The organism is Malaciobacter marinus (assembly GCF_003544855.1).
Taxonomy (GTDB): domain Bacteria; phylum Campylobacterota; class Campylobacteria; order Campylobacterales; family Arcobacteraceae; genus Malaciobacter; species Malaciobacter marinus.
Genome location: NZ_CP032101.1, coordinates 1 through 26,032, shown reverse-complemented (window position 1 = coordinate 26,032; position 26,032 = coordinate 1). Strand labels below are relative to the sequence as shown.

General features: G+C 26.3%; 24 protein-coding genes and 1 other RNA gene. 7 read left to right on the top strand and 18 right to left on the bottom strand.

Annotated features, from left to right (window positions below; all coding sequences use genetic code 11):
- Positions 1-63: 63 nt before the first annotated feature.
- Both AMRN_RS00120 and AMRN_RS00115 read right to left on the bottom strand, forming a co-directional pair.
- A complete protein-coding gene (locus AMRN_RS00120; RefSeq protein WP_099310647.1) occupies positions 64-456 on the bottom strand; it encodes a hypothetical protein in 393 nt (130 codons plus the stop codon).
- A gap of 2 nt (positions 457-458) precedes the next feature.
- A complete protein-coding gene (locus AMRN_RS00115) occupies positions 459-1,067 on the bottom strand; it encodes an OmpA family protein (protein ID WP_165772940.1) in 609 nt (202 codons plus the stop codon).
- A gap of 321 nt (positions 1,068-1,388) precedes the next feature.
- On the opposite strand from AMRN_RS00115, the gene AMRN_RS00110 reads away from it, so the two are divergent.
- Positions 1,389-2,606 (top strand): NAD(P)-dependent oxidoreductase, encoded by a 1,218-nt coding sequence (locus AMRN_RS00110; RefSeq protein ID WP_099310649.1) that lies wholly within the window; start codon positions 1,389-1,391, stop codon positions 2,604-2,606.
- A gap of 76 nt (positions 2,607-2,682) precedes the next feature.
- Positions 2,683-4,008, top strand: coding sequence for a hydroxylamine reductase (gene hcp / locus AMRN_RS00105; protein WP_099310650.1), 1,326 nt, complete (start codon positions 2,683-2,685; stop codon positions 4,006-4,008).
- Here hcp and AMRN_RS14385 read toward each other — a convergent pair.
- From AMRN_RS14385 to purB, 6 genes are all read right to left on the bottom strand, one after another.
- Complete coding sequence (locus AMRN_RS14385) at positions 3,998-4,693, bottom strand: sensor histidine kinase (RefSeq protein ID WP_419777953.1); 696 nt, start codon at positions 4,691-4,693, stop codon at positions 3,998-4,000. The genes hcp and AMRN_RS14385 overlap by 11 nt on opposite strands.
- Before the next feature lie 1,119 nt (positions 4,694-5,812).
- Positions 5,813-6,568 (bottom strand): nitroreductase family protein, encoded by a 756-nt coding sequence (locus AMRN_RS00095; RefSeq protein ID WP_099310652.1) that lies wholly within the window; start codon positions 6,566-6,568, stop codon positions 5,813-5,815.
- 1 nt (position 6,569) lies between these two features.
- Entirely contained in the window at positions 6,570-6,827 is a 258-nt protein-coding gene (locus AMRN_RS00090; RefSeq protein ID WP_099310653.1) for a hypothetical protein, read from the bottom strand.
- Between the two features lie 572 nt (positions 6,828-7,399).
- Positions 7,400-8,431, bottom strand: coding sequence for a ribonucleotide-diphosphate reductase subunit beta (locus AMRN_RS00085; protein ID WP_099310654.1), 1,032 nt, complete (start codon positions 8,429-8,431; stop codon positions 7,400-7,402).
- A gap of 83 nt (positions 8,432-8,514) precedes the next feature.
- Positions 8,515-10,893: a ribonucleoside-diphosphate reductase subunit alpha gene (locus tag AMRN_RS00080; RefSeq protein ID WP_191282185.1), complete on the bottom strand. Its 2,379-nt coding sequence runs from the start codon at positions 10,891-10,893 to the stop codon at positions 8,515-8,517.
- Positions 10,894-10,934: 41 nt separating this feature from the next.
- Entirely contained in the window at positions 10,935-12,263 is a 1,329-nt protein-coding gene (gene purB / locus AMRN_RS00075; RefSeq protein WP_099310656.1) for an adenylosuccinate lyase, read from the bottom strand.
- A 114-nt stretch (positions 12,264-12,377) separates the two neighbouring features.
- On the opposite strand from purB, the gene AMRN_RS00070 reads away from it, so the two are divergent.
- Together AMRN_RS00070 and AMRN_RS00065 are read left to right on the top strand one after the other, a co-directional pair.
- Positions 12,378-13,274: an RluA family pseudouridine synthase gene (locus tag AMRN_RS00070; RefSeq protein WP_099310657.1), complete on the top strand. Its 897-nt coding sequence runs from the start codon at positions 12,378-12,380 to the stop codon at positions 13,272-13,274.
- A 30-nt stretch (positions 13,275-13,304) separates the two neighbouring features.
- Complete coding sequence (locus AMRN_RS00065; RefSeq protein ID WP_099310658.1) at positions 13,305-15,200, top strand: sensor histidine kinase; 1,896 nt, start codon at positions 13,305-13,307, stop codon at positions 15,198-15,200.
- Here AMRN_RS00065 and AMRN_RS00060 read toward each other — a convergent pair.
- Together AMRN_RS00060 and AMRN_RS00055 are read right to left on the bottom strand one after the other, a co-directional pair.
- A complete protein-coding gene (locus AMRN_RS00060) occupies positions 15,197-15,616 on the bottom strand; it encodes a YqaA family protein (RefSeq protein WP_099310659.1) in 420 nt (139 codons plus the stop codon). The genes AMRN_RS00065 and AMRN_RS00060 overlap by 4 nt on opposite strands.
- The gene (locus tag AMRN_RS00055; RefSeq protein ID WP_228150804.1) at positions 15,616-16,533 is read right to left on the bottom strand and encodes a DMT family transporter; all 918 of its coding nucleotides are present in this window, start codon (positions 16,531-16,533) and stop codon (positions 15,616-15,618) included. The genes AMRN_RS00060 and AMRN_RS00055 overlap by 1 nt, the downstream gene beginning before the upstream one ends.
- Positions 16,534-16,677: 144 nt before the next feature.
- On the opposite strand from AMRN_RS00055, the gene ffs reads away from it, so the two are divergent.
- Positions 16,678-16,774: signal recognition particle sRNA small type (gene ffs / locus AMRN_RS14410), an RNA gene on the top strand.
- Positions 16,775-16,816: 42 nt separating this feature from the next.
- Here ffs and AMRN_RS00050 read toward each other — a convergent pair.
- From AMRN_RS00050 to AMRN_RS00035, 4 genes are all read right to left on the bottom strand, one after another.
- A complete protein-coding gene (locus AMRN_RS00050) occupies positions 16,817-17,437 on the bottom strand; it encodes a DNA-binding protein (protein ID WP_099310660.1) in 621 nt (206 codons plus the stop codon).
- Between the two features lie 9 nt (positions 17,438-17,446).
- Positions 17,447-17,824 (bottom strand): preQ(1) synthase, encoded by a 378-nt coding sequence (gene queF / locus AMRN_RS00045; RefSeq protein ID WP_165375136.1) that lies wholly within the window; start codon positions 17,822-17,824, stop codon positions 17,447-17,449.
- A 104-nt stretch (positions 17,825-17,928) separates the two neighbouring features.
- Positions 17,929-18,249 (bottom strand): hypothetical protein, encoded by a 321-nt coding sequence (locus tag AMRN_RS00040; RefSeq protein WP_099310662.1) that lies wholly within the window; start codon positions 18,247-18,249, stop codon positions 17,929-17,931.
- 149 nt (positions 18,250-18,398) lie between these two features.
- Entirely contained in the window at positions 18,399-18,806 is a 408-nt protein-coding gene (locus AMRN_RS00035; RefSeq protein WP_099310663.1) for a VOC family protein, read from the bottom strand.
- An 80-nt stretch (positions 18,807-18,886) separates the two neighbouring features.
- Here AMRN_RS00035 and AMRN_RS00030 point away from each other — a divergent pair, with 80 nt between their 5' ends.
- A complete protein-coding gene (locus tag AMRN_RS00030; RefSeq protein WP_099310664.1) occupies positions 18,887-19,741 on the top strand; it encodes an AraC family transcriptional regulator in 855 nt (284 codons plus the stop codon).
- Between the two features lie 89 nt (positions 19,742-19,830).
- Positions 19,831-20,538, top strand: a complete 708-nt coding sequence (locus AMRN_RS00025) for a nuclear transport factor 2 family protein (protein WP_099310665.1) — start codon at positions 19,831-19,833, stop codon at positions 20,536-20,538.
- Between the two features lie 21 nt (positions 20,539-20,559).
- Here the strand turns inward: AMRN_RS00025 and AMRN_RS00020 are convergent, their stop codons facing one another.
- The 4 genes from AMRN_RS00020 to dnaA all read right to left on the bottom strand — a co-directional run bounded on the left by AMRN_RS00020 (position 20,560) and on the right by dnaA (position 26,032).
- Positions 20,560-21,078: a hypothetical protein gene (locus AMRN_RS00020; protein WP_099310666.1), complete on the bottom strand. Its 519-nt coding sequence runs from the start codon at positions 21,076-21,078 to the stop codon at positions 20,560-20,562.
- 67 nt (positions 21,079-21,145) lie between these two features.
- The gene (gene gyrB, locus AMRN_RS00015) at positions 21,146-23,458 is read right to left on the bottom strand and encodes a DNA topoisomerase (ATP-hydrolyzing) subunit B (RefSeq protein ID WP_099310667.1); all 2,313 of its coding nucleotides are present in this window, start codon (positions 23,456-23,458) and stop codon (positions 21,146-21,148) included.
- A 28-nt stretch (positions 23,459-23,486) separates the two neighbouring features.
- Positions 23,487-24,557, bottom strand: coding sequence for a DNA polymerase III subunit beta (gene dnaN, locus AMRN_RS00010; protein ID WP_099310668.1), 1,071 nt, complete (start codon positions 24,555-24,557; stop codon positions 23,487-23,489).
- Positions 24,558-24,715: 158 nt separating this feature from the next.
- Positions 24,716-26,032 carry a chromosomal replication initiator protein DnaA gene (gene dnaA / locus AMRN_RS00005; protein WP_079578164.1) on the bottom strand — a complete coding sequence of 439 codons (1,317 nt, stop codon included), beginning with the start codon at positions 26,030-26,032 and terminating at the stop codon, positions 24,716-24,718.

Sequence of the window (26,032 nt, the reverse complement as noted above, 5' to 3'; positions counted from 1 at the left end):
TATTTAAGTAGTTAAATTATAACACTAGTTGATTCCAATATGATTACAAATTAAGTATAAAAACTATACAAGAGGTTTAGTAAAGCCTTTTGCTTGTTCTACCCAATTTTCTTCTTTTATTTTTTCTTCTATTTCCAAATAATTTTCTATCCAATCAGAATTTTTATCACTCCAATTTGCAATTTGATCAAAGTGAAAAATTCCAAGATGATTTAATTGTGCTTCAATTAAAGAATCAATTCCTTCTATTTGTTTTAAATCATCTTTACCAGCTGGTCGTGGACAACTAAATATAACTGGCTTATTATAAACATTCCCTACATTTTTAGTAGGTTTTTGTGGCATTGGCGCATACTCTTGTTTTCTTGTAGCTCTACCTAGTATGTAACCTATTAAAAATCCAATAATTGTTGCTAATACTAAACATAATACTATTTTCGAAGCTATTTCTATCACAATTATTCTCCTATGATATTAAATTCTATTCTATTGAAAATCTTGATTTCATCTTGAATTAAAGGTATCTTATCTCCATATCCTCTTCCTTTCATTCTTGTATTTTTTATGCCCATAGATATAAGTTTTTTCTTTATATTTGCAGCTCTCATTACTGAAATATATCTATTGTACTTATCATCTCCTGGTCTAATACTTACATGGCCAGCAATTTCAAAACTCAAGTTATCATTATTTTCCATAATTTTATAGATTTTATTTAAAAGCTCGTCATTTTTACTTAAATAATCAATACCTGCTTTTGAAAATTCAAAAGATTCATCTCTCATAATCGAATATAATTCATCTTGAATTGCTTTTGATTTTTTAGATAAGTCTTTATAAGAAAGTTCGCCGTTTGATCTTCTATAACCCTCATCAACTCTTTTTAAAATAATTGGTTCAGGTTTTTTTATCTCTTCTTCAATTTTAATTATTTTTTCTGTTACTGAATCATGAGTCTCTTTTAATTGTAAATCAACTGGTTCTAACTCAACTTCTACTACATCACTATTATTATTTTCTTGTAATTGAACTTCTTTATCTTCAACAACAGAAGCTGTACTATTCATAAACTCATTGGCATGTTTATATACACAAGAAACTATTAATAACAGTAACAACAGGGATAATAAAAAAATTTTTTTACCTACTTGCATCTAACTTACTCTTTATTGAAAATTTAATTATTATATCTTAAAAATTATAAGAAGAGATAAAAATATGGCTAAAATTAATAAATTACTTTATTATCTTATTTAAAATTACAGCTTTAATAGATTTTTTATAGGTACAAAAACAAGAAATTTATCTATTATTTTTCAAATTTATCATATACTTATCATTTAATTTATATAAAATTTTTAAACTAAGTTTAATTTAAAAGGTGAAAAATGCAACATATTATTAATTCTGCACAGACATGTTTGGACTGTAAAAAACCAAAATGTCAAAAAGGATGCCCTGTAAATACTCCTATTGCTGAGATGATTAGATTATTTTTAGCAGGAGATATAAAAATTGCAGGAGAAAAAATATTTGAAAATAATCCTTTATCAATTATTTGTTCATTAGTTTGTCCCCATGAAAAACATTGTGAGGGACACTGTGTACTAAATAAAAAATATACACCTGTAAATGTTGGAGGAATAGAAAACTATATTTCAACATACTATATGAACTATAAAGAGTTTGAAAAACCTAAATCAAATGGTCATAGTATTGCTATTATTGGAAGTGGACCAGCAGGAATAAGTCTTGCTATGATTCTTGCATTAAAAGGTTATGAAATCACAATGTATGAAGGTCATGATAAAATTGGAGGTGTTTTAAGATATGGAATACCTGATTTTAGACTTGATAAATCAATACTTGATGAATTGCTATTAAAACTAAAAAATATTGGTGTTAAGATTAGACCAAATACATTAATTGGAAAAAACATTACAATTGATGAATTATTTAGAGATGGTTACAAAGCAGTATTTATAGGAACAGGTGTTTGGACACCTAAAAAACTGGGTTTAAAAGGTGAATCATTAGGAAATGTACACTTTGCAATTGATTATTTAAAAAGTCCAAAAGCCTACAATCTTGGTAAAAAAGTAGTAATTGTTGGTGCTGGAAATGTAGCCATGGATGTAGCAAGAACTGCTATTAGAAATGGTTCAAGAGAAGTTTCTATTATGTATAGAAAAGGTTTTGAGCAAATGAGTGCAGAAAAATTAGAAATTGAATATGCAAAAATTGATGGAGTAAAATTCAATCTTTATAAGTTGCCACTTGAATTTACTCCAAAAGGTATAAAATATCTAAATACAAATGAAGAAAAAGAAAATATTGAAGGCTTTGAAGAAGCAGATTCTATTTTAGTATCAATTAGCCAACAACCAAGAGATTTAATTGTGTCTAATACAAAAGGAATTAATGTTGGTGGAGATGGATTAGTAGTTACAAATGAAAATGGAGAAACTACAAGAGAGGGTGTATTTGCATCAGGAGATGTAGTAACAGGTGCTAGAACAGTTGTAGAAGCTGTTGCTTTATCAAAAAGAGTTGCTATTGCTATAGAAAATTATATAGCAAACTTGAAAGAACAAGAAGCCTGTTAATCTTTATATTGATATTAATCAATGAAACAACTTATTAAAATCCTTATAATTAACAAAAAATATTAAGGATTATTTAATGAGTATGTTTTGTTATCAATGTGAAATGAGTCAAAAAGATGGTTGTGGTAGTAGTGGTGCTAGTGTTGGAACATGTGGAAAAGATGAAAACCTTTCAAGACTTCAAGATATTATGATATTTGGATTAAAAGGGCTTAGTGCTTATAGAGAACATTTAAATGAATTAGATTCAACCTTAACAAAAGAGATTGATGATGTTATGAGTGAAACTTTATACTTTACATTAACAAATGTAAATTTTAATTTTGATGACCATATAAATCAATTAATGAAAGTAGGTAATGCTGGAGTTAAAGTTATGGATAGACTTTCAAACTCTCACACTTCAAAGTTTGGTATTCCAACTCCTGTAAAAGTTACTCAAAACAAAGTTGAAGGTAAAGCTATACTTGTTAGTGGGCATAATCTTGAAATGCTAGAAAAACTTTTAATAGCTACAAAAGATAAAGGTATAAATATATATACTCACTCTGAGATGTTACCAGCACATGGTTATCCAGAACTTAGAAAGTATCCACATTTAAAAGGAAATGTAGGTAAAGCTTGGTTCGATCAAGCAAAACTTATGGAAAAATTTACTGGAACTTTTGTAGTTAATACAAACTGTATTGTGCCTCCAAAGAAAAACTGTACATATCTTGATAGACTATTTACTTACAAAATAGTTGGAGTTGAGGGAGCTACACAAATTGAAGATGATAACTTTGATGAACTTATAAAAAGAACTTTAGAGTGCGAAGATGCAAATGGAGTTGATTTAAACGAAGATACAACACTTGTAACAGGGCACCATTATAAAACTATATTAACATTAGCACCACAAATTTTAGATGCAATAAAAGATGGAAAAATTAAACAATTCTTTGTTGTTGCAGGATGTGATGCACCAGGAAAAGGTGGAGAATATTATAGAGAATTAGCTCAAACTCTTCCAAAAGATACAGTTATTTTAACTTCAAGCTGTGGTAAATTTAGATTTAATGATATTGATTTTGGAGAGATTGAAGGAACAGGTATTCCAAGATATTTAGACTTAGGACAATGCAATGATAGTAATGGCGCTGTTGAGATTGCAAAAGCACTAAGCCAAGCCTTAGATACACCAATTAATGACCTTCCTGTATCAATTGTACTATCTTGGATGGAACAAAAAGCAGTAATTATTTTACTTGCTCTTTTTTCTTTAGGAGTAAAAAATATCTATTTAGGACCAAAACCTCCACAATTTGTAAATGAAGATATATTTAACTTTTTAAGCGAAACTTTTAATCTTACACTTACAACTAATGCAAAAGATGATTTAAAAAAACTTCTTATTGCATAAAAGAGCCTTTAGGCTCTTTTAATGGTAATTTAATTGTAAACTCCACACCTTTATACTCTGTTTGTTCATAAGTAAAAGTACTATTTTTTACTTGAATTTGACCATCTATTTTATCAATAATAAGTTTACTCATATATAGACCTATTCCTGTACCATTTTCACCTTTTGTAGAAAACTTATACTCAAAAATTTTTGAAATAATTGCACTAGGTATTCCTCCAGCATTATCACAAAATTTTATAACAACAAACTCTTTTTCGTATCTTGTAGAAAAATATATAACTTTTGTATCTAAATCAAACTCATCAAAAGCATCTATACTATTACTTAATAGATTCATAAATACTTGAATTATCTCATTTTTATTTCCATATATTGTTCCACTATCAAAAGAAGTAATTATATGTATATCTCTTTTTTCTAGTTTTGAAGCTATTAAAGTTTTTGATTTATTAAAGGCTTCTTCTAATACATATTGTTGTTTTAGACTGTCATTTTTAAAGAAATCTTTAAAATCATCAATTGTTTGTGATAAATAGTTTGCAGATTTTTCTATATTTGTTAATGCATTTTGTAAATAATCATCTGTTAACTCATTAAACTCACTTTCCATTTTTACTCCTGTTGAGCTAAGAGTAATTATAGATAAGGGCTGTTTCCATTGGTGAGCAATATTTTCTATCATTTCTCCCATTGTTGCCATTTTTGATTGAGCAATTAAAGTTAAATCTTTTTTTCTAATATCTTCAACTTGAATATCTACTGTTTTTTGAAGTTGTGTTTGAAGTTGTGTTAATTCTGTAACATCAACTAAACTTACAACATAGTTTACATCATCAATTTTATCTTTTGATATGTTTATTTGAAAAATTTTATTATCTATTTTTATTTTTAAAATCTTATTTTTTAAAGCAAAAGCATTAAGTAACCAATCTTTACCACTTAAATAGTTTTCACCTTTAGTAAAAGTATCTGATAAAAATAAGAACTTCTGTTTTAAATGCTCTTGTGTTTTACATTTGAAAAATTCAAGTGCAGTTTTATTTGCTACTTTTAATCTTTTTCCATCAGTTATAAAGATTATCGCATTTTGTGAATCAAGTATATGATTTATATATTTACTTTTATTAAGTAGCTCTTTAAAAATAAAATAAAAAATAACCATCATAAATAAAATTGAAAAAAGAATAACAAAAGAAGAGAAGTTTATATTTACAAAAAGATGGTTTTGAAGAGTTTTATTTTTCTTTTCTATCTCGCTTAAAACTGAATCTAATCCTACTATATAACTTTGTTTTAGATTTTTGTACTCTAAAGAAAATAGTAAATTTTCAGCTTGTTTATAATTACCTTTTTTACTTAATTCTAAAGCTTTTTCTTCTAAAGAAATAAGTTTTTTATTTGTCTTTTCAATAGATTTAAATTTATCTTTTAAAGAAGGCATTAACTTTATAGCTTCATTTATACTATTTTCTAATGGATTGATATTTTCATAATATCTTTTTATCCAATAATCGTTTTGATTTAAAGTAGCAACTCTAGCACTCATAGTCAAAACTTCATCATAATATCTTATCTCTTCTGATATAGTTGAAATCTTTTTTATTTTATCAAACTCTTTTGTATCATCATTTATTTGAAGAACTGAAATAAATGCTACTATAAAGCTTGCTAAACCTATAAAAGTTAATATTAAAAGACTTGAGTTTAATATCTTATTACTTTGCATAAAGCAGGTTCCTTTTAAATTATTCTTTTAAAAGTTTAACTTAAAATAGTATCTTCATAGTATCTTTTTTATTTTTTAATTACTATCCTTAAAAATAAAGCCTTGATGTTCAAAAGTTTTTTTAATATCTCTAGTATAACTTTTTGTATAAAATCTTGCCATCTCTTCTTTATAAGATGTTTTGTAATTCATACCATTTGCTTTTCTAAAATCACTTAAAATAGTTTCATAAGATTCAATACCATCTTTTGCTTTTTTATCATCATATTTATCTTCAAATACAAAAGAATCAAAAGGTATTCTAGGTTTTAAAGGTGCTTGTAATGCTTCTTTTGTAGGTACACCAATAGTAGACCCTACAAGTGGATATGTATTTTTTGGTAAATCTAGTATTTCTATAAATTTTTCAACTGATAATCTAACAGCTCCAATAGCAGTTGTTCCATATCCCAATGATCTAGCAGCTGTTTGTAAAGTACTTAGCATAATACCTGCATCAACTGAACCTACAATAATTCCCTCAGCTGATTCTTGAATCATCTGCTTTTGATTTATTTTTTCAAGAGTATAAGCTGTTCTATTATAATCAATCACAAACATAACAAAAACTTCACAATTTTTAATATGCTCTTGACCTGCACATAACTCACTGATTTGTTTTAATTTTTCTTTATCTTTTGTATATACTATAGAAACTTGTTGTCCATTCACTGATGTTGGTGCTCTTTGTGCAGCTTCAAAAATAAGTTTTAAATCCTCATCTTTTACACTTTCACCTGTAAAGTTTCTTATTGATTTTCTATTTAATAACTCTTGTAATATTTCATTCATTTTAATCCTTTGTTAATAAATCTATCCAAAAATATTTATTTGCTACACCTTTTTCTACAGGTTTCCACCCATATGAAATTGAGTGCATATATAATGTATCATTTACTAGTTTAAATGTAAACTCTTTTTCTATTTCTTTTCCTAATGCTTCTGTAAAAATAACATGTATAAACTGGTCATCTTCTTCTACTTCATAAGAAAAATCATTTAAATCTAGTATCTGCTTTTTTATAAAACCTAATGCTTTATCTTTTAACATTGTCAATCCTTTTAAAATATGTGTTATTTTATGTATAAATAGCTTTTAAAGTGATTATTCTTAGAAATTAATGGTTTTGTTAAGGTGAGTGTTTAAATGGCTTATTATATGAATAACGAAAGAACTATAATATTCTATATAATACTTTTTTATTGAAAAAAGTATTGCAAAAAGCAAGCAGCTAATTGTTAAAGGCAAAGCTTCCCTCGTCATTTTAAATTTCTTTTCTGTCTGCGGAACTCCTAAGTAAAGTGCATTTAGCACTTTACTTACTCAAACAGTCCTCGACTTTTTCGAAAAAAATTTAAAACAACTCAGCTTTAACAAATGCTGGAAATTGATATTCCTCTAGCTTTTATTTACATTGTCTCTTTTAACCTCTCCTCTATCTCTTTATAATTATTATTTTTATAAATAAATGAATATCAAAAAGAGTTTTAGTGATAGTTATTTTTTGAAAGTTCAAGGCTAGAGTGGTAATTTTATTAGGAGCTTACTATTGTAAGTGAGTGATGAAATTTCCGCGATAACGCAGAAATTTCTAAAAAGAGCTATTAATAAAACTCTTTTTTTTAAAAGTCGTCAAAATCTATGCTTCCTTTTGAGTAGTTAACAACATTCCCCTCAAAGAAATTAGTTCTTTGATCATTAAATGAAGCATAACCATCAACCCAAGGAATAGGGTGTTTTACATTATACATAGGTTTATATCCTACTGCTTCAAGTCTTCTATCTGCTAAGTATTGAATATATTGAGTGATTATTGCATCTGTAAAACCTAAAATTTGTCCTTGTGTAATATATGCACCCCAAGAAGCTTCAAGTTCAACTGCTTTTTTAAACATATCTCTTACTATTACTTCAAGTTCATCAGTAAATAAATCAGGTCTCTCTTTTCTTACAGAATTAATCATATTTTGGAAAAGTAAAAGGTGTGTTACTTCATCTCTTTGAATAAATCTAATCATCTGAGAGCTTCCAAGCATTTTCCCTGATTTTCCAAGTGCATAAATAGCTGCAAAACCTGCATAAAAATATAATCCTTCTAGGATTTGGTTTGCAAACATTGCTAATACTATTTTTTGGTCTGTAATTTCTTCTTTATCACCAGCTGCTAAACTTTTGTAAACATCAGCGATATAGTTGTTTTTTTCTCTTAATTTTAGATCTGTTTTCCACATTTCATATATTTCATCTGTATTATCTGAAATACTTTCTACCATAACAGCATATGATTTCGAGTGGTTAGCTTCTTCATAAGATTGTCTTGACAAGCAAGCATTTACCTCAGGTGCTGTTATATATGGATTGATATTATCCATTAGATTATTTGTTTGTAAACTATCCATAAAGATAAGTTGTGAAAGTACTAAATCATACATTCTTTTTTCTGATGGACTTAAATACTTATAATCTTTGGCATCTCCTGTCATTTGAACTTCTTTTGGAAACCATGTATTAGCTTCCATTGTATCCCAAAGATTAAGTGCCCATTGATACTTTAACTTTGTAAAGTTAATCATACCATCAGGATTACCTCCAAAGATTCTTCTATCATTTAAGTTCTCTTTTGATTGTGGATTATATATCGTTTTTCTATCCATTAGGATTTCCTCTTATATTTAAAATTTAAATTTATTTTATAATACTTTTTTAAAAGTTTGTATACCTTGTGTGTAAGGTTATCTTATTGACAACCTGCACACTCCATACTTCTATCTTCAACATCATTATTTGCTTCAGGAGATTGACTTCTTAAATAGTAAGTAGATTTTAATCCTAGTTTCCAAGCTAATGTATAAATTTCATGTAGATATTTTCCACTTGCTTTATCTAAACTCATAAATATATTTGTACTTTGACCTTGGTCTATCCATTTTTGTCTAATAGCTGCTGCTTTAATAATATCTGTTTGCTCAACTTCATATGCTGGAATATAATATTGCCATGTTTCAGGACTCAATCTTGGTACCACAACAGGAATAAGTCCACTTAAGTTCTCTTCATACCATTTTCTTTTATAAACTGGCTCAATTGCTTGAGTTGTACCTACTAAAATAGAGATAGAAGATGTTGGAGCAATAGCCATCAAGTAACCATTTCTCATACCATTTTCTTTAACTTCTTCTTTTAGCTCTTGCCAATCATATCCACCATCAAATAAATCTTTATTCATCAAGGCTTCAACAGCTTGAGGTGCATGATCATGTGGCATTATTCCTTTTGACCAGTTTGAACCTTCAAATGCAGGATATACACCTTTTTCTACTGCAAGTTTACTTGATGATTTAATAGCATTATATGAAATTGCTTCCATAACTGAATCAATTTTCTTAAAATGCTGTTCACTACCAAACATGATTTGATGTTCTGCAAGCATTTGTGCTTCACCCATCACTCCAAGTCCAATACTTCTTGTTTTTAAGTTAGTTGCTTTTACTTTTCTTAATGGATAGAAGTTTAAATCAATCACATTATCAAGCATTCTAATTGCAGTTGGAACTACTCTTTCAATATCCTCTTTTGTATTAATTTTTGAAAGATTAATTGATGCAAGGTTACAAACTGCTGTATCACCATCAATTTTCTCTTTTTCTACTATAAATACTCTTTTTCCATTGATTGAATCAAGTGCAGTTATTTTATTTGCTTTTTTCTCTTGTCCTGCATCAACTTTAATAATCTCATCTTCATCATATGTTTTGATTGTTCCATCTTCAAACTCTAATCTTATTTTATAATAGTTTGGATTTGTATTTTGAAAAATTTCTGTACAAAGATTTGAACTTCTAATATGTCCAGCATGAGCATTTGGATTAGCTCTGTTTGCATTATCTTTAAAACATAAAAATGGACTTCCAGATTCAAAATATGAAGTTAAGATTTTCTTCCATAAATCTTTAGCTTTCATAGTATCTTTTGTAATAGTCTCATCTTTTTCATACTCTTCATATCTTTTTTTGAACGCATCTCCATGAAGTTCACTTAAATCTTTTACTTCATATGGATCAAACAATGTCCAATGAGAGTTTTCTAAGATTCTTTCCATAAATAAGTCTGTTATCCATAAAGAAGGGAATAAATCATGTGCTCTTCTTCTTTCTTCCCCAGAATTCTTTTTAAGGTCAATAAAATCAACTATATCCATATGCCATGGCTCAACATATACAGCAATTGCACCTTTTCTAGTTCCAAGTTGGTCAACTGCGATTGCTAAATCATTTGTAATTTTTAAAAATGGAACTGTTCCACCTGCTGCACTTTTATGGTCATCAATAACTCCACCAAGGGCTCTGATTTGGTTCCAATCCCAACCAATACCACCACCATACTTAGATAATAGTGCCATCTCTTTGTAACCATCAAAAATTCCTTCAATATTATCAGGACTTGAACCGATATAACAAGATGAAAGTTGATGTCTATTTGTTCTTGCATTTGATAAAGTTGGAGTTGCTAACATAACCTCAAATTTTGAAATTGCATCATAAAACTCTTTTGCTCTTTCTTGTTTATTATCTTCATCTTGTGCTAAAAACATTGCAATTGCCATAAACATATGTTGAGGAAGTTCAATTGGATTGGCTTTTTTATTTTTGATTAAATATCTATCATATAGTGTTTTAATCCCTAAATAATTAAATAATAAATCTCTTTCTGAATCAATATAATTATTTAAATCATCTAAATCATAACCCTCACCAAGAGCAGGAAGTAATCTTCCAGCTTCTTTTCCATATCTTAGATAATCTTTTAAATGACAATATGGCTCACCCTTAATACCATGTGTTGATTTACCAACTCTATGATATAAATCAAATAAGAACAGTCTTGCAGCAACAAAAGTCCAGTTTGGAACATCTATATCAATTTTTTCAACTGCTGTTTTAATAAGTGCATCTTGAATATCTGAGGAACTCATACCATCAATAAACTTTATTTGTGCATCCAATTCCAATTCACTTTGGCTAACACCATCTAAGTCTTTTGTTGCATCTATAGTCATCTTTTGAATTTTAGTAATATCTAAAACTTCTTTTCTACCGTTTCTTTTTTGAATCATTATTGCCATTTTTGTTGCCTTTTTTTTACCTAAAATTTTATAAATTATTTAAATACTCTATTAAAAATTGCATCAACATTTTTTGTGTAATAGTCATAATTAAAACACTCTCTGATTTGCTCCTCACTCAATGAGTTTCTTAACTCTTCATCTTCTAATAAATATTGAAGATATAAAGATTCACCTTTTTCATTTGTAGTTGGTTTATCTGATTGTAAGCCTTCCCAAACTTTCATTGCATTTCTTTGTACAATTCTATATGCATCTTCTCTACTTACCCCAGCTTTTGGTAATTCTAATAATACTCTTTGAGAAAATACTAATCCACCTGTTAAATTTAAATTTTTCATCATATTTTCTGGCATAACAGTTAAATTTGCAATAACATTGTTCATTCTATGAAGCATAAAGTCACAAGTGATAAAAGAATCTGGAAGCCAAAATCTCTCTGTTGATGAGTGAGAGATATCTCTTTCATGCCATAATGCAACATTTTCCATTGCTGGAGTTGCATAAGCTCTGATAATTCTTGCAAGTCCTGTTATATTTTCTGTTAGTATTGGATTTCTTTTATGTGGCATTGCAGAAGATCCTTTTTGACCTTTTGCAAAAAACTCTTCGCATTCATAAACTTCAGTTCTTTGCCAATGTCTTACTTGAACTGCAAATTTTTCAATTGAACTAGAAAGTAGGGCTAAAGAAGAAGCAAGTCTTGCATATCTATCTCTTTGAATTACTTGATTAGAAGCAGGTGCAAAAGATAATCCTAACTCTTCACAAGCGAATTCTTCAAGCTCTAAAGGTGCATGGGCAAAGTTCCCCATTGCTCCTGAAATTTGGCCAACAGATATAACTTTAAGAGTTTGTTCTAAATTTTCTAAGTGTCTTGCCATCTCATCATACCATACAGCAAGAACTAATCCAAATGTAATAGGTTCACCATGAATACCATGACTTCTTCCTACCATTAAAGTATATTTATGTTCTTTTGCTCTTGTTTTAATAGACTCCATCATCATTTTTACATCTTGAATAATTAAATTCAAAGAGTCTTTCATTTGTAAAGCAACAGCTGTATCAACAGTATCAGAAGATGTCATTCCATAGTGAAACCATCTTGACTCATCACCTAATGTTTCTGAAACACTTGTTGTAAATGCGATTAAATCATGTCTAGTTACAGCTTCAATTTCATCAATTCTTTCAACTGAAAAATTAGCATTTTCAACAATTTTTTTTGCATCATCGTCAGGAATAAGACCTAGTCTATTCCAAGCTTTAACAACAGCTTTTTCAACATCTAACCATGCTTGATATTTAGCTTGCATAGTCCATTTTGAACTCATCTCTTCTCTTGCATATCTTTCAACCATTTACTAGTCCCTTATTTGTTTTTATTGCTTTTTAGTGTATGATATCTTAACTAAGTTAGCCAAAGTTTTTCATTAAATCTTGGTTAATTTAAACTTAATTTTTAGGAAAAGTTTGTGCCTTTTATTTTAAAAAAATATAAAGCTATTTTAGGCAAAAAAATACAACATTTTTTACTGCAAGATTTAAAGATAGAGCCCAAGTTAGCGCAAAAGTATATAAGTAGAGCAAGAGTTTTTGACCAAAACCAAAAACCATTTATTTTAAATGAAAAAATAAATACAAATAGTATATATATAGCAGAGTTTGAGGGACATACAAGAGGTCTTAATCCATTGCTTGAATTTAAAGATTTTGCTTTATTTGATAAGCCAACAAAACTAATGGTTCATCCAATTTCAAAAAACACAAAATACTCTTTATTAGATGAGATTCGTTATCATTTTGGAAACAATGCAAATTTAGCCCATAGAATTGATGCTGAAACATCTGGGCTTGTAATAGTTTGTAAAAATAAACAAAGTGAAAAAAGACTAAAAGATATGTTTATTGAAAAAGAGTATAAAAAATCATATCTTGCAATAGTTCAAGGTGAATTAAAAAAAGATATTACTATAGAAAACTATTTAGAAAAAGAGGGGGAAAATATTGGTGTTAGGATGAAAACTTCCCAAAAAGGAAAAAAATCATTAACTATTGTTAAGCCATTAAATTATAATTGTAAAAAGAACATAACATTAGTAGAAGCAATTCCACATACAGGAAGACAACATCAAATTAGAGTTCACTTATATTCTATTGGTCATAGAATAATAGGAGATCCTATCTATGGAATTGATGATGAAATAGCAGAAGCTTATTTAAATAAAGAGCTTGATGATAAAAAAAGATATGAAAAAACAGGTAGTTATAGGCTTTGGTTACATGCAAATTATCTAGAGTTTAACTATAATAATACAACTTATAAATTATTTTCTAAAAACGATGAAATCTTAAAAGAGTTTTATATGTAAAAATTAATAAAAAAAACACTATAATATCGCATGTTTAAAAGTAATGAAAAAAATATTTTACGTATTATTAAATATGCTCCTTTATTATTTATACTTTTACTATCTACAATAACTACTTATTTACTTATTTTAAATAACCAAAACATCTACAAAGAAGACATTAAAAAGATTGAATATGAATTTTTTATACATAGACAAAAAGAGATTAAACTTGAAGTTGAAAAAATTTATGAGTATATTTTATATAAAAAAGATAGAAGTGAAGAGACCTTAAAAGCTCAATTAAAAAGTAGAGTAAATGAAGCTCATGCTATTGCTACAAACATCTATAAAGAGAATAAATCTAAAACTAACTCTGAAATTTGTAAAATGATTAAAGATGCACTAAGAGAAGTTAGATTTAATGACAAAAGAGGTTATTATTTTATCCATGATATTAAAGGCAATAATAGGCTTTATCCACTAAACAAAAACCTTGAAGATAAAAATTATATAAATCTAAAAGATGCTAAAGGTTATGAATTTGTAAAAACAATAATAGAAACTATAGAAAATAAAACCCAAAGATTTGATATTTACTATTGGAGTAAACCTACAAATGAAGGAAAAAGAATTTATAAAAAAATATCTTTTTATAAATATTTTGAACCTTTAAATATTACAATTGGTACAGGTGAATATATAAAAGATTTTGAAGATGATATAAAAGATGAGATAATAAAATATATAAAAAAGATGAATGAGAAAAATCAAAGATATATTTTTTTATTTGATTTTGATAAAAATATATTAGTTCACAATAATATTAAACAATCAAAACTACAAAAACAAAAAGAGAATATTTTATTAGACAAAATCATAAAAAAAGCAAAAGATAATGATGGCTTTATAACATATAATCAAAGTTTTAAAGATAATATTGAAAATGAAAAAACCTCTTATATAAAAAGTTTTAAACCATGGAATTGGATTATTGGTACAGGCTTTTATAAAAATGAATTTACAAAAATATTAGAAGAAAAAAAACAAGAAGTAAAAAATAGAAATAAATCTTATGTAGTAAATATTTTAATTATAAGTATAATAATTACTATTATACTATTAGTAATTTCTTTTTATATATCAAATATTCTTAAAAAACGTTTCTTAAAATATAAAGAAAAAATATATGAAGAGATGAATAAAAATAGAAAAAAAGATAGTTTATTAGCTCAACAATCAAAAATGGCCTCAATGGGGGAGATGATAGGAAATATTGCCCACCAATGGAGACAACCTTTATCTTTAATATCTACTGTTTCAAGTGGTATTAAAATGCAAAAAGAGTTTGGTACCTTAACTGATAAAGATTTAGATGAGAGTGTAGATGCAATTACTAAAGCTACAAAACACTTATCAAAAACAATTGATGACTTTCAAAACTTCTTTAAACCAAATAAAACAAAAGAAAAATTTACAACAACAGATGTATTTGAGAAAAGTCTATCTTTAATTAGTGCACAATTTAAAGCAAAAAGTATTGATATAGAAAAAAATATTGATGAAATTGAAATTTTTGGTTTAGAAAATGAATTAATTCAAGTATTAATAAATATTTTAAATAATGCAAGAGATGAACTTGTAAAAAAAGAACAAAATCATAAAATTATTGTAATAGAAACAAAACAAACAAAAAATAGAGTAAAAATCATAATAACAGACAATGCAGGTGGAATTTCACCTAAAATTACTAATAAAATTTTTGAACCATATTTTAGTACAAAAAAAGAGAAACAAGGAACAGGAATTGGGCTTTATATGAGTAAAGAAATTATTACTAAACATATGAAGGGAAATATAAAAGTTGAAAATTCAACAATTAATATAAAAGGTGATTCTTACAAAGGTGCAAGATTTACTATAACTCTTCCTACAAGCAACTATTAAATAATAGATAAAGTCACTAATGTAACAAATAGATATCTTATAAACTTTGCAAATAATACAATAAGTATAAAAAACTTTAAATTATATTTTAGAACACCTGCTATAAATGTCAAAGGATCTCCAATAATAGGAACCCACGATAAAAGTAATGAAAAAGCTCCATATTTATCAAAAAAAACTTTATATTTTGCAATCTTTTTTTTATCTAAATATTTTTTATTTTCTAAATACTCTTCACCTTTTAAACCCAAAAAATAGTTTAACAAAGAACCTAAAGTATTTCCAAGTGTAGCAAAGAGTAAGAGTAAATAAATATTATAGTTTTCCTTGATATTAAAAACTAAAAAAGCCTCACTTCCCATTGGTAATAAGGTTGCTGAAATAAAAGATATGAAAAATAGACTAATATATGTCATTATTGTTTATTAAATAAATTAAATATAGTTTTAGGAATTACAATTTTAATTTGTGAAATAAATACACCAAAAAGTACTACAATTGATGCAGTAATTTCAATATAGCTTAATCTTTCATTTAAAATAAAATAGGCAAGCACTAAAGTAAATACAGGTATCAAATTCATAAAAATTGAAGCTTTAGAAGCATTTATTTTAGTTAATGAATAATTATATAAACCATAACCACCTAAAGTTACAATAACACCTAAATAAGCTGTCCATAAAAAACCTTCAAGTTTAAAAACAAAAGGTGTTGTAGTAAGTTCATAAAATGCAAGAGGCAGAAAAAATATTGTTCCTATAAAAGCATGTGCAGCTGTTAAAAATATTGCAGAAAACTTATAAGTTAAATGTTTTGCGACAATTGTATAACCAGCAGCACATGTCATTGCTAAAAATTCTAAAAAATTACCAAGCATTGGGTTTGGTGCAGTGATACTTGATGTTGCTTCTAAACTTAACCAAATAGCACCAAATACAGCTAAAATTGAACCAAAGATAAATTGTTTTGAAATTAACTCTTTTAATATAAAAACAGCTGCAACAGAGGTAATTAAAGGCATTAAAGAAGCAATCATCCCTGCTTGTGAAGCAGTAGTTAATTGTAATGCTTTTGATTCAAATAAGAAGTATAAACAAGGTTCAAATAAAGCTAATAAAAGTATAAGTAATATATCTTTTTTTGTAAAGTCATATTTTAAAAAACTTTTAATAAAAATCAAAAAACACATAGATGCAAAAACCATTCTTACAAAAATAACTGTATGTGCTCCATATTCATTCATAGCAGCTTTCAAAGCAATAAAAGAACTTGCCCAAATAAACATTGCAAAAGTTAAAGATAAAATTCCTAATATACTAATTTTATTTCCCAAATTAAACTCTTTTTTTTAAATAGACCAAATTTATATCCAATTTTCCTTAAAACAGTCTTTTTTAAAATTTTTTTTAAGTTTATTTAGTTAGAATACATCTCTTAAAGAGAAGCACTGAGAATAGTTTACTATTTTGAGTGCTCTTCTTTAGACCTTTGCAATCATCATTTAAGACAATGCCCCAGGGTGGGAACACAGCAAGGCACCTTACTTGATGGTGTGTTTGGGTATCTGGAGAAGAGTGCTATAAAGCACTCTTTTTTTTTGCTTAAAATTTATTACTTTATAAAAAATCTTTAAAATCACTATCTTTTATTATTACTTTTTTACTTTTTTTATCATATAAAAACCTATGATCTTTACTTTTAACACCTGTTAAAATTATAGTTTTAATTTCTAAGTCAGATTTACCATAAGCTTTCATCATTTTTGTAAATTTTTGTAAAGTTATATATCTTATTTCATCATTTATTGGTTTTTGAGTTTTTTCTTCAGCTTCTTGGGTTTTTTTTTGATTTTGTATTTGTGGCTTATAAATTGAACGCATTTCATTAAATGCACTTTGTAATAAATCTATTTCTCTATTAAAAACTTCTATGATTTTTTTTTGATTTTTTTCAAGTCTTATAATCTCTGAAGTATACTGTTTTTTCATCCACTTCATATTTTTTTTTAGTAAATCTATTTGTTCATCTTTTACTTTTATCAACTCTTTTATTTCTATAATTTCAACAGGTTTTTCATTTTCTTTAGATTTATCTTCTACATGTTCACTTATGTAAACATACGTTTTCCCAGATTTTTTGATAGATTTTAATTGATTGTTCTTTATTCTATAGTGTACACCTTGAAGAGAAAGCCCAAGAATTTGAGCCGCCTGAGAAGTAGTTACTAATCTCTCCAAGACTTATCCTTACATTTTTGCGCTGTCTATTTCTATTACAGTATGTACATTCCCTCTTGGTTTAAAATCTGCAACTACTTTCATCCATTTAGGCTCTAATTTTTCATACAATGTATCAAAAATTTCATTTGCAGAATTTTCATGTGAAACTTCTCTATAAATAAAAGTATTAATATAAATCTTTAACGCTTTTAATTCGATTACTTTTTTATTTGGAGTATATTGAAGTTTAATTGTTGCAAAATCAGGATATCCACTTCTTGGACATTTTGCCATAAACTCTGGTAATTCAATATTTATAATATAGTTTTTTTCATTTTTATTTGGCCAATAATGCTCTTCATTGTTAATATCAAATTCAACAATCTCTTTTTCGCCATATTTCATTTCCATTTAAATAACCTTTAATATTTTATTTTTGCCAATTTTATCAAAAACTTACTTACAAGTGTAGCAGGTATAAAAATCTTTAGTTATTTAAATAAATAGATTTAATAAATTTTTTTATTTTGACATTCTACACAATTTAGTTCTCTTTCATCCTTATCACACACTACACAACCAACCAGTGAGTAATTAGAAAAATCTCTTTTTTGTGTACATTTTGGATTATTAGATGCCATATAACTTACATTTAAGACTGGATCAAAAGTTAATAAATTTGCAATATCTTCATCAATATTTATATTTCTAGCAATTGCACGTCTTACAAGCATTGATTCGCTATCTGCTAAAACTTTTAATTCATCAAGATTTTCACTAGTTTTTGCAATATCTAACTTCTCATTTAAACTTATTTGTTTAGCATACATAAATATCCCTTTAAGTATAGTTTTAAAATATACTTTAAATAATATCATAAATTTAAAAAATAATAATTAAATTATATAGTAAAAAATAGCTTTTTTATATTTTTTATATTTTTGACACTATATTTATCAAAATACCTATTATTCAAGTTTTAAAATGACAATTTAGTGTCATTATTTTTTATATAATTTGATAATTCAATCAAATTTCCATCTGGGTCATTTATATAAATAGAATAAATATCTCCTAATGCTCCTGTTCTAAAAACTGGACCTTCTAAAATTTTTATAGCTTTTTTTTGTAAAAATTTAAATACATCATTTATATCATCTTTTACAATAAAACATAAATCAGCACTTCCTTGTTTTACATTTGTAGCTTTTGGCTCAAACTCACTTCCAAGCTTGTGCAGATTTATTTTTTGATTTGCATACTTTAAAGCAATCCTAGTATCTTTAAAAATCTCTTTTTTCATTCCCAAAACTTCAGTATAAAATTTTACTGTTTTATCTAAATCTTTAACTGTTAGTACTAAATGGTCTAAATTTTCAATAATCATAACTATTCCTAAAGTTTTTTATATTTTACTATAAGATTATGTAGTTTGCTTTATTATGATTAATTCTTTATAATCTATTTATGAAAGATTTATTAGAAGTAGAGTTTTTACATAAATTAAAAGAGTACGGCTTTGAAATATTAACTTTTAAGCAGTTATTTAAAAATATAGATTTAAATACTCATTTTATGACTAAAGCTCATAGAATTAAGTTTTATCATATTTTATATTTTACAAAAGCTTTGGATTATCATTTTATTGATTTTAAAAAATACAATGTAAAAGATAATTGTATGATTTTTTTATCAAAAGAGCAAATACATAGTTTTAGCAAAACTACTAATTATGAAGGTTATATTATTCTTTTTACTGATGAGTTTTTAAAAAGAAATTTTCTTAGTTTAAATGACTCTATTTTTAATATATTATTAAAACCATCTATTCTTTATAATTGCAAAGAAGATTATCAAACTATTTTTAAACAATTACATAATGATTATAAAAAATCCTATCAGTATAAAGAAAAACTAAATAGCACTTTATTTAATTACTTAATCTTAAAAGCAAAAGAAGAGTTTAGTAAACAAAACAAAAATAATATAAATCAAAAATACAATGATATATATAATAAGTTCAAAAATCTTTTCCACAAAAACTATTATAAAAATAGAAGTGTAAATTATTATAGTAGTTTATTAAATATAAGTTCAAAACACTTAAATACTATATGTAAACAAAAAACAAATTTAACTGCAAAACAATTAATAAGTAGTTATATTATACTTGAAGCAAAAAGAAAATTAATTACTACTAATAGCGCCATAAAACAAATAGCCTATGAATTGGGTTTTATAGAAACTACAAACTTTATAAAATTTTTTAAAAAACACACAAATATCTCTCCTAGCAAATTTAAAGAGAAAAATAGCTGTTAGTTTGATTTTTACCATTTTTTATACCAAATTAACCTTTACTAAATGAAGCTAAAAAAATATAATTTCAAAAAATTACCATAGGAGTAAAAATGGATTTTAAAAAATTGATATTGTCTATATCTTTTTTATCATCACTTTTTGTTTTAAATATCAATGCAAAAGAGATATCAAATTCACAAAAAGTAGTAATGTTATTAGAAAAAGCATTTACTAAAAATCAAGATAGAAGTGTATTAAAGTATGTAAGTGATAAAAAATATATTCAACATAATTTATATGCAAAAGATCAAAAAGATGGATTGATAGCTTATCTTGATTATTTATCAACAAAAGATATAGAAACAAAAGTAATTAGAGTATTTGAAGATGAAAATTATGTAATCGCACAAACATTATCAAGAGAAGATAATACTTATATGCATATTATTGATATTTTTAGATTTGAAAATGGCCTAATTGTTGAGCATTGGGACAATATACAAACTATTAAAAATAAAGATTTAATTAATGGCTTACCTACAAAGGTTTTAAATAAAAATTCAACAAAAAATAACAAAAATTTAATAAAAAAATATATTCATGATAAGATTATTAAAGATAATACTTATATAAAAAACCATATGATATTAGCAAATGGTGAGTTTGTTTTAAGTGTAAGTGAAATAAAACAATCAAATATTAATTATGCTTTATATGAACTTTTTTATATAGAAAATAAAAACATAAAAAAAGTTTGGAAAATAAAAGAAAAAATTTTAGCAAAAAAGAACTGGCAAAATAACAATTCTAAATTTTAAAAAGATGGCAATATTGCCATCTTACATTTGTGATACTCTTTTTTTAATAATTCTTTGAATTTCATTATTTATAATCTTTGAAGAACGCAAATTTTGATTTTCATTTGCAATAGTACCAACTGCTTTATTACAATTATCACAAATAAACTCAAATTTTCTAACTGTTGAATTTTCATAAGCAACTGTATCATCATAATAAAGTTCTTCATTACAAGAAGGACAATAACACTTCAAATTTACAACTTTATCTTTATTCCAAGACCAAGTCCATTTTATACCATAAAATACATCTTCTGTATATTTACATCTATTTTTTTGAAATACCTTAATAATTATAAATATAACAATAGGAGTAATCACTGCTATTATTTGTATCCAAATAGGATAAGATGAAATATATTTTTCATAATTTACTATAAAATAATCTTTTATTTTTATAGTTGTATCTAAAAAAGGTATTGGTAAAAAAATCAGTAAAAGTAAAATAATTATTGCTAAAACTATTTTTGCTTCATAAGATAAGAGATTTTTTTTTCTCATATAAGCTCCAAATAATTAAAAATTTTGAAAGATAAAAGGAGAGTAAAAAGAGGATATATTCCTCTTTTTATACATCTAAGTGTTCTACGTCTTTTGCATGCTCTTCAATATAATTTCTTCTTGGTTCTACTTCATCACCCATAAATAGTGTAAATGTATCACTTGCTACTTCTGCATCTTCAATAGTAACTCGAAGAAGTCTTCTATCTTCAGGTATCATTGTAGTTTCCCATAATTGTTCTGGGTTCATTTCACCAAGACCTTTATATCTTTGAATATAAGCACCTTTTTTAGCTAAACCTTCTATATATTCTAATTCATCAATTAAATCATTTTTAAACATAGAAATATCTCTTTGAACTAATCTTGAATATATATATGTTGCCTCACTAAAATATGGAGATGCAAATAAATCATCATCAATAAGAAGCTCTTCAAGCCCCTCTTTTGTTTGAACAAATAATTGAATCATACTATCACTTATACTTTTTGATAATATATTATAACCTTTATTTTCAAGGAAACCTTTTACTTCTTCATATAATGCAGTATAATCTAATTTTACTAAATCAGGTTTTTCAATTAAATGTTTTAATACTTCAATTAAAGAGTACCTTTTTTCAAGTTGTAAAAGCATTTCTCTATATCTTGAAACAGTTTTAAATAAGTCTACTAAATCATTGTAGCCTAAACCTTCAAACTCATAAGATTCTAAACCATTTTCAATTAGAAAAATTGATAATGCAGTGTCATCTTTTAAATAAGTCTCATTTTTACCTTTTTTATATCTATATAAAGGTGGTTGTGCAATAAATAAATAACCTTTTTCAATTACAGGTCTTAAAAATCTAAAAAAGAAAGTTAATAGAAGTGTTTGAATGTGACTTCCATCAACATCGGCATCTGTCATAATTATAACTTTATGATATCTGATTTTTTCATCATCAAAATCTTCACCAATACCACAACCAAGAGCTGTAATCATATTTCTAATTTCATCAGATTTTAAAATCTTATCAAGTCTAGATTTTTCAACATTTAAAATTTTACCTTTTAAAGGTAAAATTGCTTGATAAACTCTATCTCTACCTTGTTTTGCTGAACCACCTGCTGAATCTCCCTCAACTAAATATAGTTCTCTAATTGCTGGATCTTTACTTTGACATTCCGCTAATTTACCAGGAAGTGTTCCAACTGTCATTGAATCTTTTTTTCTAGTTAAATCTCTAGCTTTTTTAGCCGCTTCTCTACCACGTGCTGCCATTAAAGCTTTATCCATTATTGATTTAGCTGCTGTTGGATTTTCTTCAAAATATTTATCTAGTTGTTCACCAGTTAATTTTTGAGAAATAGGTTTTACATAAGAAGAACCTAGTTTACCTTTAGTTTGTCCTTCAAATTGTGGTTCTGGAACTTTTACAGAAACAACAGCTATTAAACCTTCTCTTACATCATCACCTGTAATTTTTGTATCTTTTTCTCTAGCATTTGCATTATTATTTAAATATTTAACAATACTTCTAGTAAGACCAGCTTTAAAACCAGCTTCATGAGTACCACCATCTATTGTTCTAATATTATTTACAAAAGAGATAGTTTTTTCTGTATATGAAGAGTTATACATCAAAGCAATATCAACTTCAACATCATCAACTCTATCAGAGAATGAAATAGCATCACATAAAGCAGTCTCTTTGTTCAAATCAGTAACAAATTGAGCAATACCACCCTCAAAGTGGAAAACTTCTTTTGTCTTAGTTCTTTCGTCTTCTAAAGTAATAGAAATAAAAGGATTTAAATATGCAACTTCTCTAAATCTTTTAGCTAATGTATCATACATATATTCAGCTATTTCAAAAATTGAATCATCTGCTAAGTATTCAATAGTAGTACCTGTTTTTCTTGTATCTCCAATAACTTCTAAAGGAGCTTTTGGAATACCTTTTGAAAACTCTTGATAGTGAATTTTACCTTCTCTATAAATAGTCATTTTAAGTTCGCTAGATAATGCATTTACAACTGAAACACCAACTCCATGTAATCCACCTGAAACTTTATAAGTATCTTTATCAAACTTTCCACCTGCGTGTAATACTGTTAAAACTACTGTTGCAGCTGAAATTCCTTCACCTTTGTGAATTTCAGTTGGAATACCTCTACCATCATCACTAACTCTAATAACATTATCTTTTGTAATTGTTACTTTTATATTTTTACAATAACCAGCCATTGCTTCATCAATTGAGTTATCAACAACTTCGTATACCATATGATGAAGACCATTTAAGTTTGTATCACCAATATACATACCTGGTCTTTTTCTTACAGCTTCAAGACCTTTTAAAACTTTAATATTACTAGCGCCGTATTCTTGACTCATTTAATTTTTCCTTCTTTAATGTACTATATTATTTTTCTAAAACTATTGGCATAACAATTGTAAAGAATTTTTCATCTTCTAAATAAAATGGTAAGTTTGATTCATTAAAACCAATATTTACATTTTCATTGTTTGTTAAACTTAAAAAATCTAATAGGTATTTTGCATTTACTGCTAAATAAAAAGTATCTTCTATATTTAGATCTATATCAATTTGTGTTTTTGATTCACTATCTTCATCTAATGATTCAAATACAATAGTATTTGAACTAAATGTAATTTTTATATTTGAGAATAGTGATGTAACTAATTTAATTGATTCAATTAACATATCTTTTGGTAAAGAGAAGTTATATTTTAAACTATTTGGAATTATTCTATCATAATCTGGAAACTTTCCATTAATCAATTTTGTAAAGAAAGTCATTCTTTCATTTGAAATAATTAAATTAGTAGAATCATAAGCAACAGTTGCATCATCTAAAAATAGTTTTTGAATCTCTATTATTGCTTTTTTTGGAATTATAAATTGATTTTGATCATTTGATATATTTTGTAAATGAGATACTGCTAATCTTCTAGTGTCTGTTGCCACAAAATTTATTTTATCACTTTTTATATCAACTAATGCTCCATTTAATTCAAATTTAGGATTATTGTTATCTATTGCAGGAGTAATCTTTCTAATAGAATTAATTAAATTTAGCATACTAATATCTAATTTATTTATATTATCAGGTTTTGGTAAACTTGGATATTCATTAGGATCATACATAGGCAATTTAAAAGTAGATTTATTTTGTCTAATAATTAAATTGTTTTCTATTGTTTCTACAATTATTTCTAAATCTTTTAATCTTTTTAATATTCCTAATAAATTTGAACCATTAACAGTTGCCTTTCCATTAAGACTTTCATTTAGTTCTTCGATTTGAGACTCTAATCCAATCTCATAATCTGTTGCTTTTATGATAAGTTTATCATTGTTTACTTCTAAATATATATGTGAAGTAATAGCACTTGCATCTTTTTTTTCTAAAAATGGTTGCATTGAAGAAACTATATTCTCAATGATATTTTTTGTGATAATAAATTTCACTTAGATCTCCTCTTATTATTTCTTTTAAGTAGTGGTAGCAGTAGTGTGTGTGAAAAGATGAAAATACCTTTGAAACTTCCATTTCATCGTACGAAATGAAAGTGAATAACAAAATGTTTATATTCACACCTTTTCACACTATCTACTGTAACTTATTTTTACCACTCCTTATTTATTAACTTATTTTTCAAATTTTCGATGATTAATTTAAAGTTTTCATCTTTTTCTATTAACTCATTTGCTTTTTTTATATTATGTGAAATAGAACTGTGATCTTTCATACCTAAAAACTTTGCAATATCAGGCATTGAGTTATGAGTTAATTCTCTAGCAAGATATATAACTACTCGTCTAGCATTTGCTACAGTTGCAGTTCTTTTTTTAGATTTTATATCACTTGGTTTAATATTTAACTCACTTGCTACTAAATTAATAATATCAGGTAGTTTAATATTCTCTTTTGTTTCTTTAATTTGCTCTTTTAATAAACCTTGAACTAATTCCAAATTAATCTCTTGATTTAATAAAGAAGCACTTGCATTAATTCGAATAAGAACACCCTCTATTTCCCTAATTGAGTTATCTAAATTAGTTGCAATAAAGTTAATAATTTCTCTACTTAAATGAATTCCATTTAATTCAGATTTCTTTTCAATAATTGCAATTTTTGTTTCAAGTCCTGGAATTTGGATATCAGCTGTTAATCCCCATTCAAATCTAGACTTTAATCTATCAACAAGTCCAGCAATTTGAGATGGAAGTCTATCTGATGTCATAACTATTTGTTTTTTTGCATTATGAAGTTCATTAAATGTATGGAAAAACTCTTCTTGAGTCTGTTCTTTTCCACTTAAAAATTGAATATCATCAATTAGTAAAACATCACACTTTCTATATTTATTTCTAAAGTGCTCCATGTTTTTATTTTTAATTGAGAAAGTAAAATCATTCATAAACTGTTCAATTGTTACATAAATAACTGTTCTTCCTTGTTGAATTGCATCATTTCCAATTGCTTGTAAAAGATGGGTTTTCCCAAGTCCTGTTCCCCCATAAATAAATAATGGATTGTATTGAATACCAGGTTTTTTTGATACAGCAAGTGAAGCGTTGTAAGCCATTTGATTTGAGCCCCCAACTACAAAAGAGTCAAATGTATATGAAGGGTTTAATATCGTACTTTCAGCTGTATCATTTTTTAGTTTTTCAGTAATAATTTCTTTTTTAGTTTTCTTTTCACCAGCAACCTTTATCTCTATTTCTGGTTTTGTTCCATCAATAGTTTCAAAGCAGTGTTGTATAAGATTTCTATATTTACTTTTTATCCACGAAGCAATATATTTATTTGATACTTCAAATACAGCTATTTTTTCATCAGATGAAATTTTTTTGTAAACTAGCTGTTTTAAATATCTATTATAATCTAATGCTGTAGATTCTTGTTTAATAATTGCTAAAAACTCTTTATTTGTCAT

Bases quoted from the DNA above. Each gene is read 5' to 3' on its own strand.
- AMRN_RS00115 (WP_165772940.1), bottom strand. From the start codon at position 1,067: ATGAATAGTACAGCTTCTGTTGTTGAAGATAAAGAAGTTCAATTACAA.
- AMRN_RS00110 (WP_099310649.1), top strand. From the start codon at position 1,389: ATGCAACATATTATTAATTCTGCACAGACATGTTTGGACTGTAAAAAA.
- hcp (WP_099310650.1), top strand. From the start codon at position 2,683: ATGAGTATGTTTTGTTATCAATGTGAAATGAGTCAAAAAGATGGTTGT.
- AMRN_RS14385 (WP_419777953.1), bottom strand. From the start codon at position 4,693: ATGATAGAAAATATTGCTCACCAATGGAAACAGCCCTTATCTATAATT.
- AMRN_RS00095 (WP_099310652.1), bottom strand. From the start codon at position 6,568: ATGAATGAAATATTACAAGAGTTATTAAATAGAAAATCAATAAGAAAC.
- AMRN_RS00090 (WP_099310653.1), bottom strand. From the start codon at position 6,827: ATGTTAAAAGATAAAGCATTAGGTTTTATAAAAAAGCAGATACTAGAT.
- AMRN_RS00085 (WP_099310654.1), bottom strand. From the start codon at position 8,431: ATGGATAGAAAAACGATATATAATCCACAATCAAAAGAGAACTTAAAT.
- purB (WP_099310656.1), bottom strand. From the start codon at position 12,263: ATGGTTGAAAGATATGCAAGAGAAGAGATGAGTTCAAAATGGACTATG.
- AMRN_RS00065 (WP_099310658.1), top strand. From the start codon at position 13,305: ATGTTTAAAAGTAATGAAAAAAATATTTTACGTATTATTAAATATGCT.
- AMRN_RS00060 (WP_099310659.1), bottom strand. From the start codon at position 15,616: ATGACATATATTAGTCTATTTTTCATATCTTTTATTTCAGCAACCTTA.
- queF (WP_165375136.1), bottom strand. From the start codon at position 17,824: ATGAAATATGGCGAAAAAGAGATTGTTGAATTTGATATTAACAATGAA.
- AMRN_RS00040 (WP_099310662.1), bottom strand. From the start codon at position 18,249: ATGTATGCTAAACAAATAAGTTTAAATGAGAAGTTAGATATTGCAAAA.
- AMRN_RS00035 (WP_099310663.1), bottom strand. From the start codon at position 18,806: ATGATTATTGAAAATTTAGACCATTTAGTACTAACAGTTAAAGATTTA.
- AMRN_RS00030 (WP_099310664.1), top strand. From the start codon at position 18,887: ATGAAAGATTTATTAGAAGTAGAGTTTTTACATAAATTAAAAGAGTAC.
- AMRN_RS00025 (WP_099310665.1), top strand. From the start codon at position 19,831: ATGGATTTTAAAAAATTGATATTGTCTATATCTTTTTTATCATCACTT.
- AMRN_RS00020 (WP_099310666.1), bottom strand. From the start codon at position 21,078: ATGAGAAAAAAAAATCTCTTATCTTATGAAGCAAAAATAGTTTTAGCA.
- gyrB (WP_099310667.1), bottom strand. From the start codon at position 23,458: ATGAGTCAAGAATACGGCGCTAGTAATATTAAAGTTTTAAAAGGTCTT.
- dnaA (WP_079578164.1), bottom strand. From the start codon at position 26,032: ATGACAAATAAAGAGTTTTTAGCAATTATTAAACAAGAATCTACAGCA.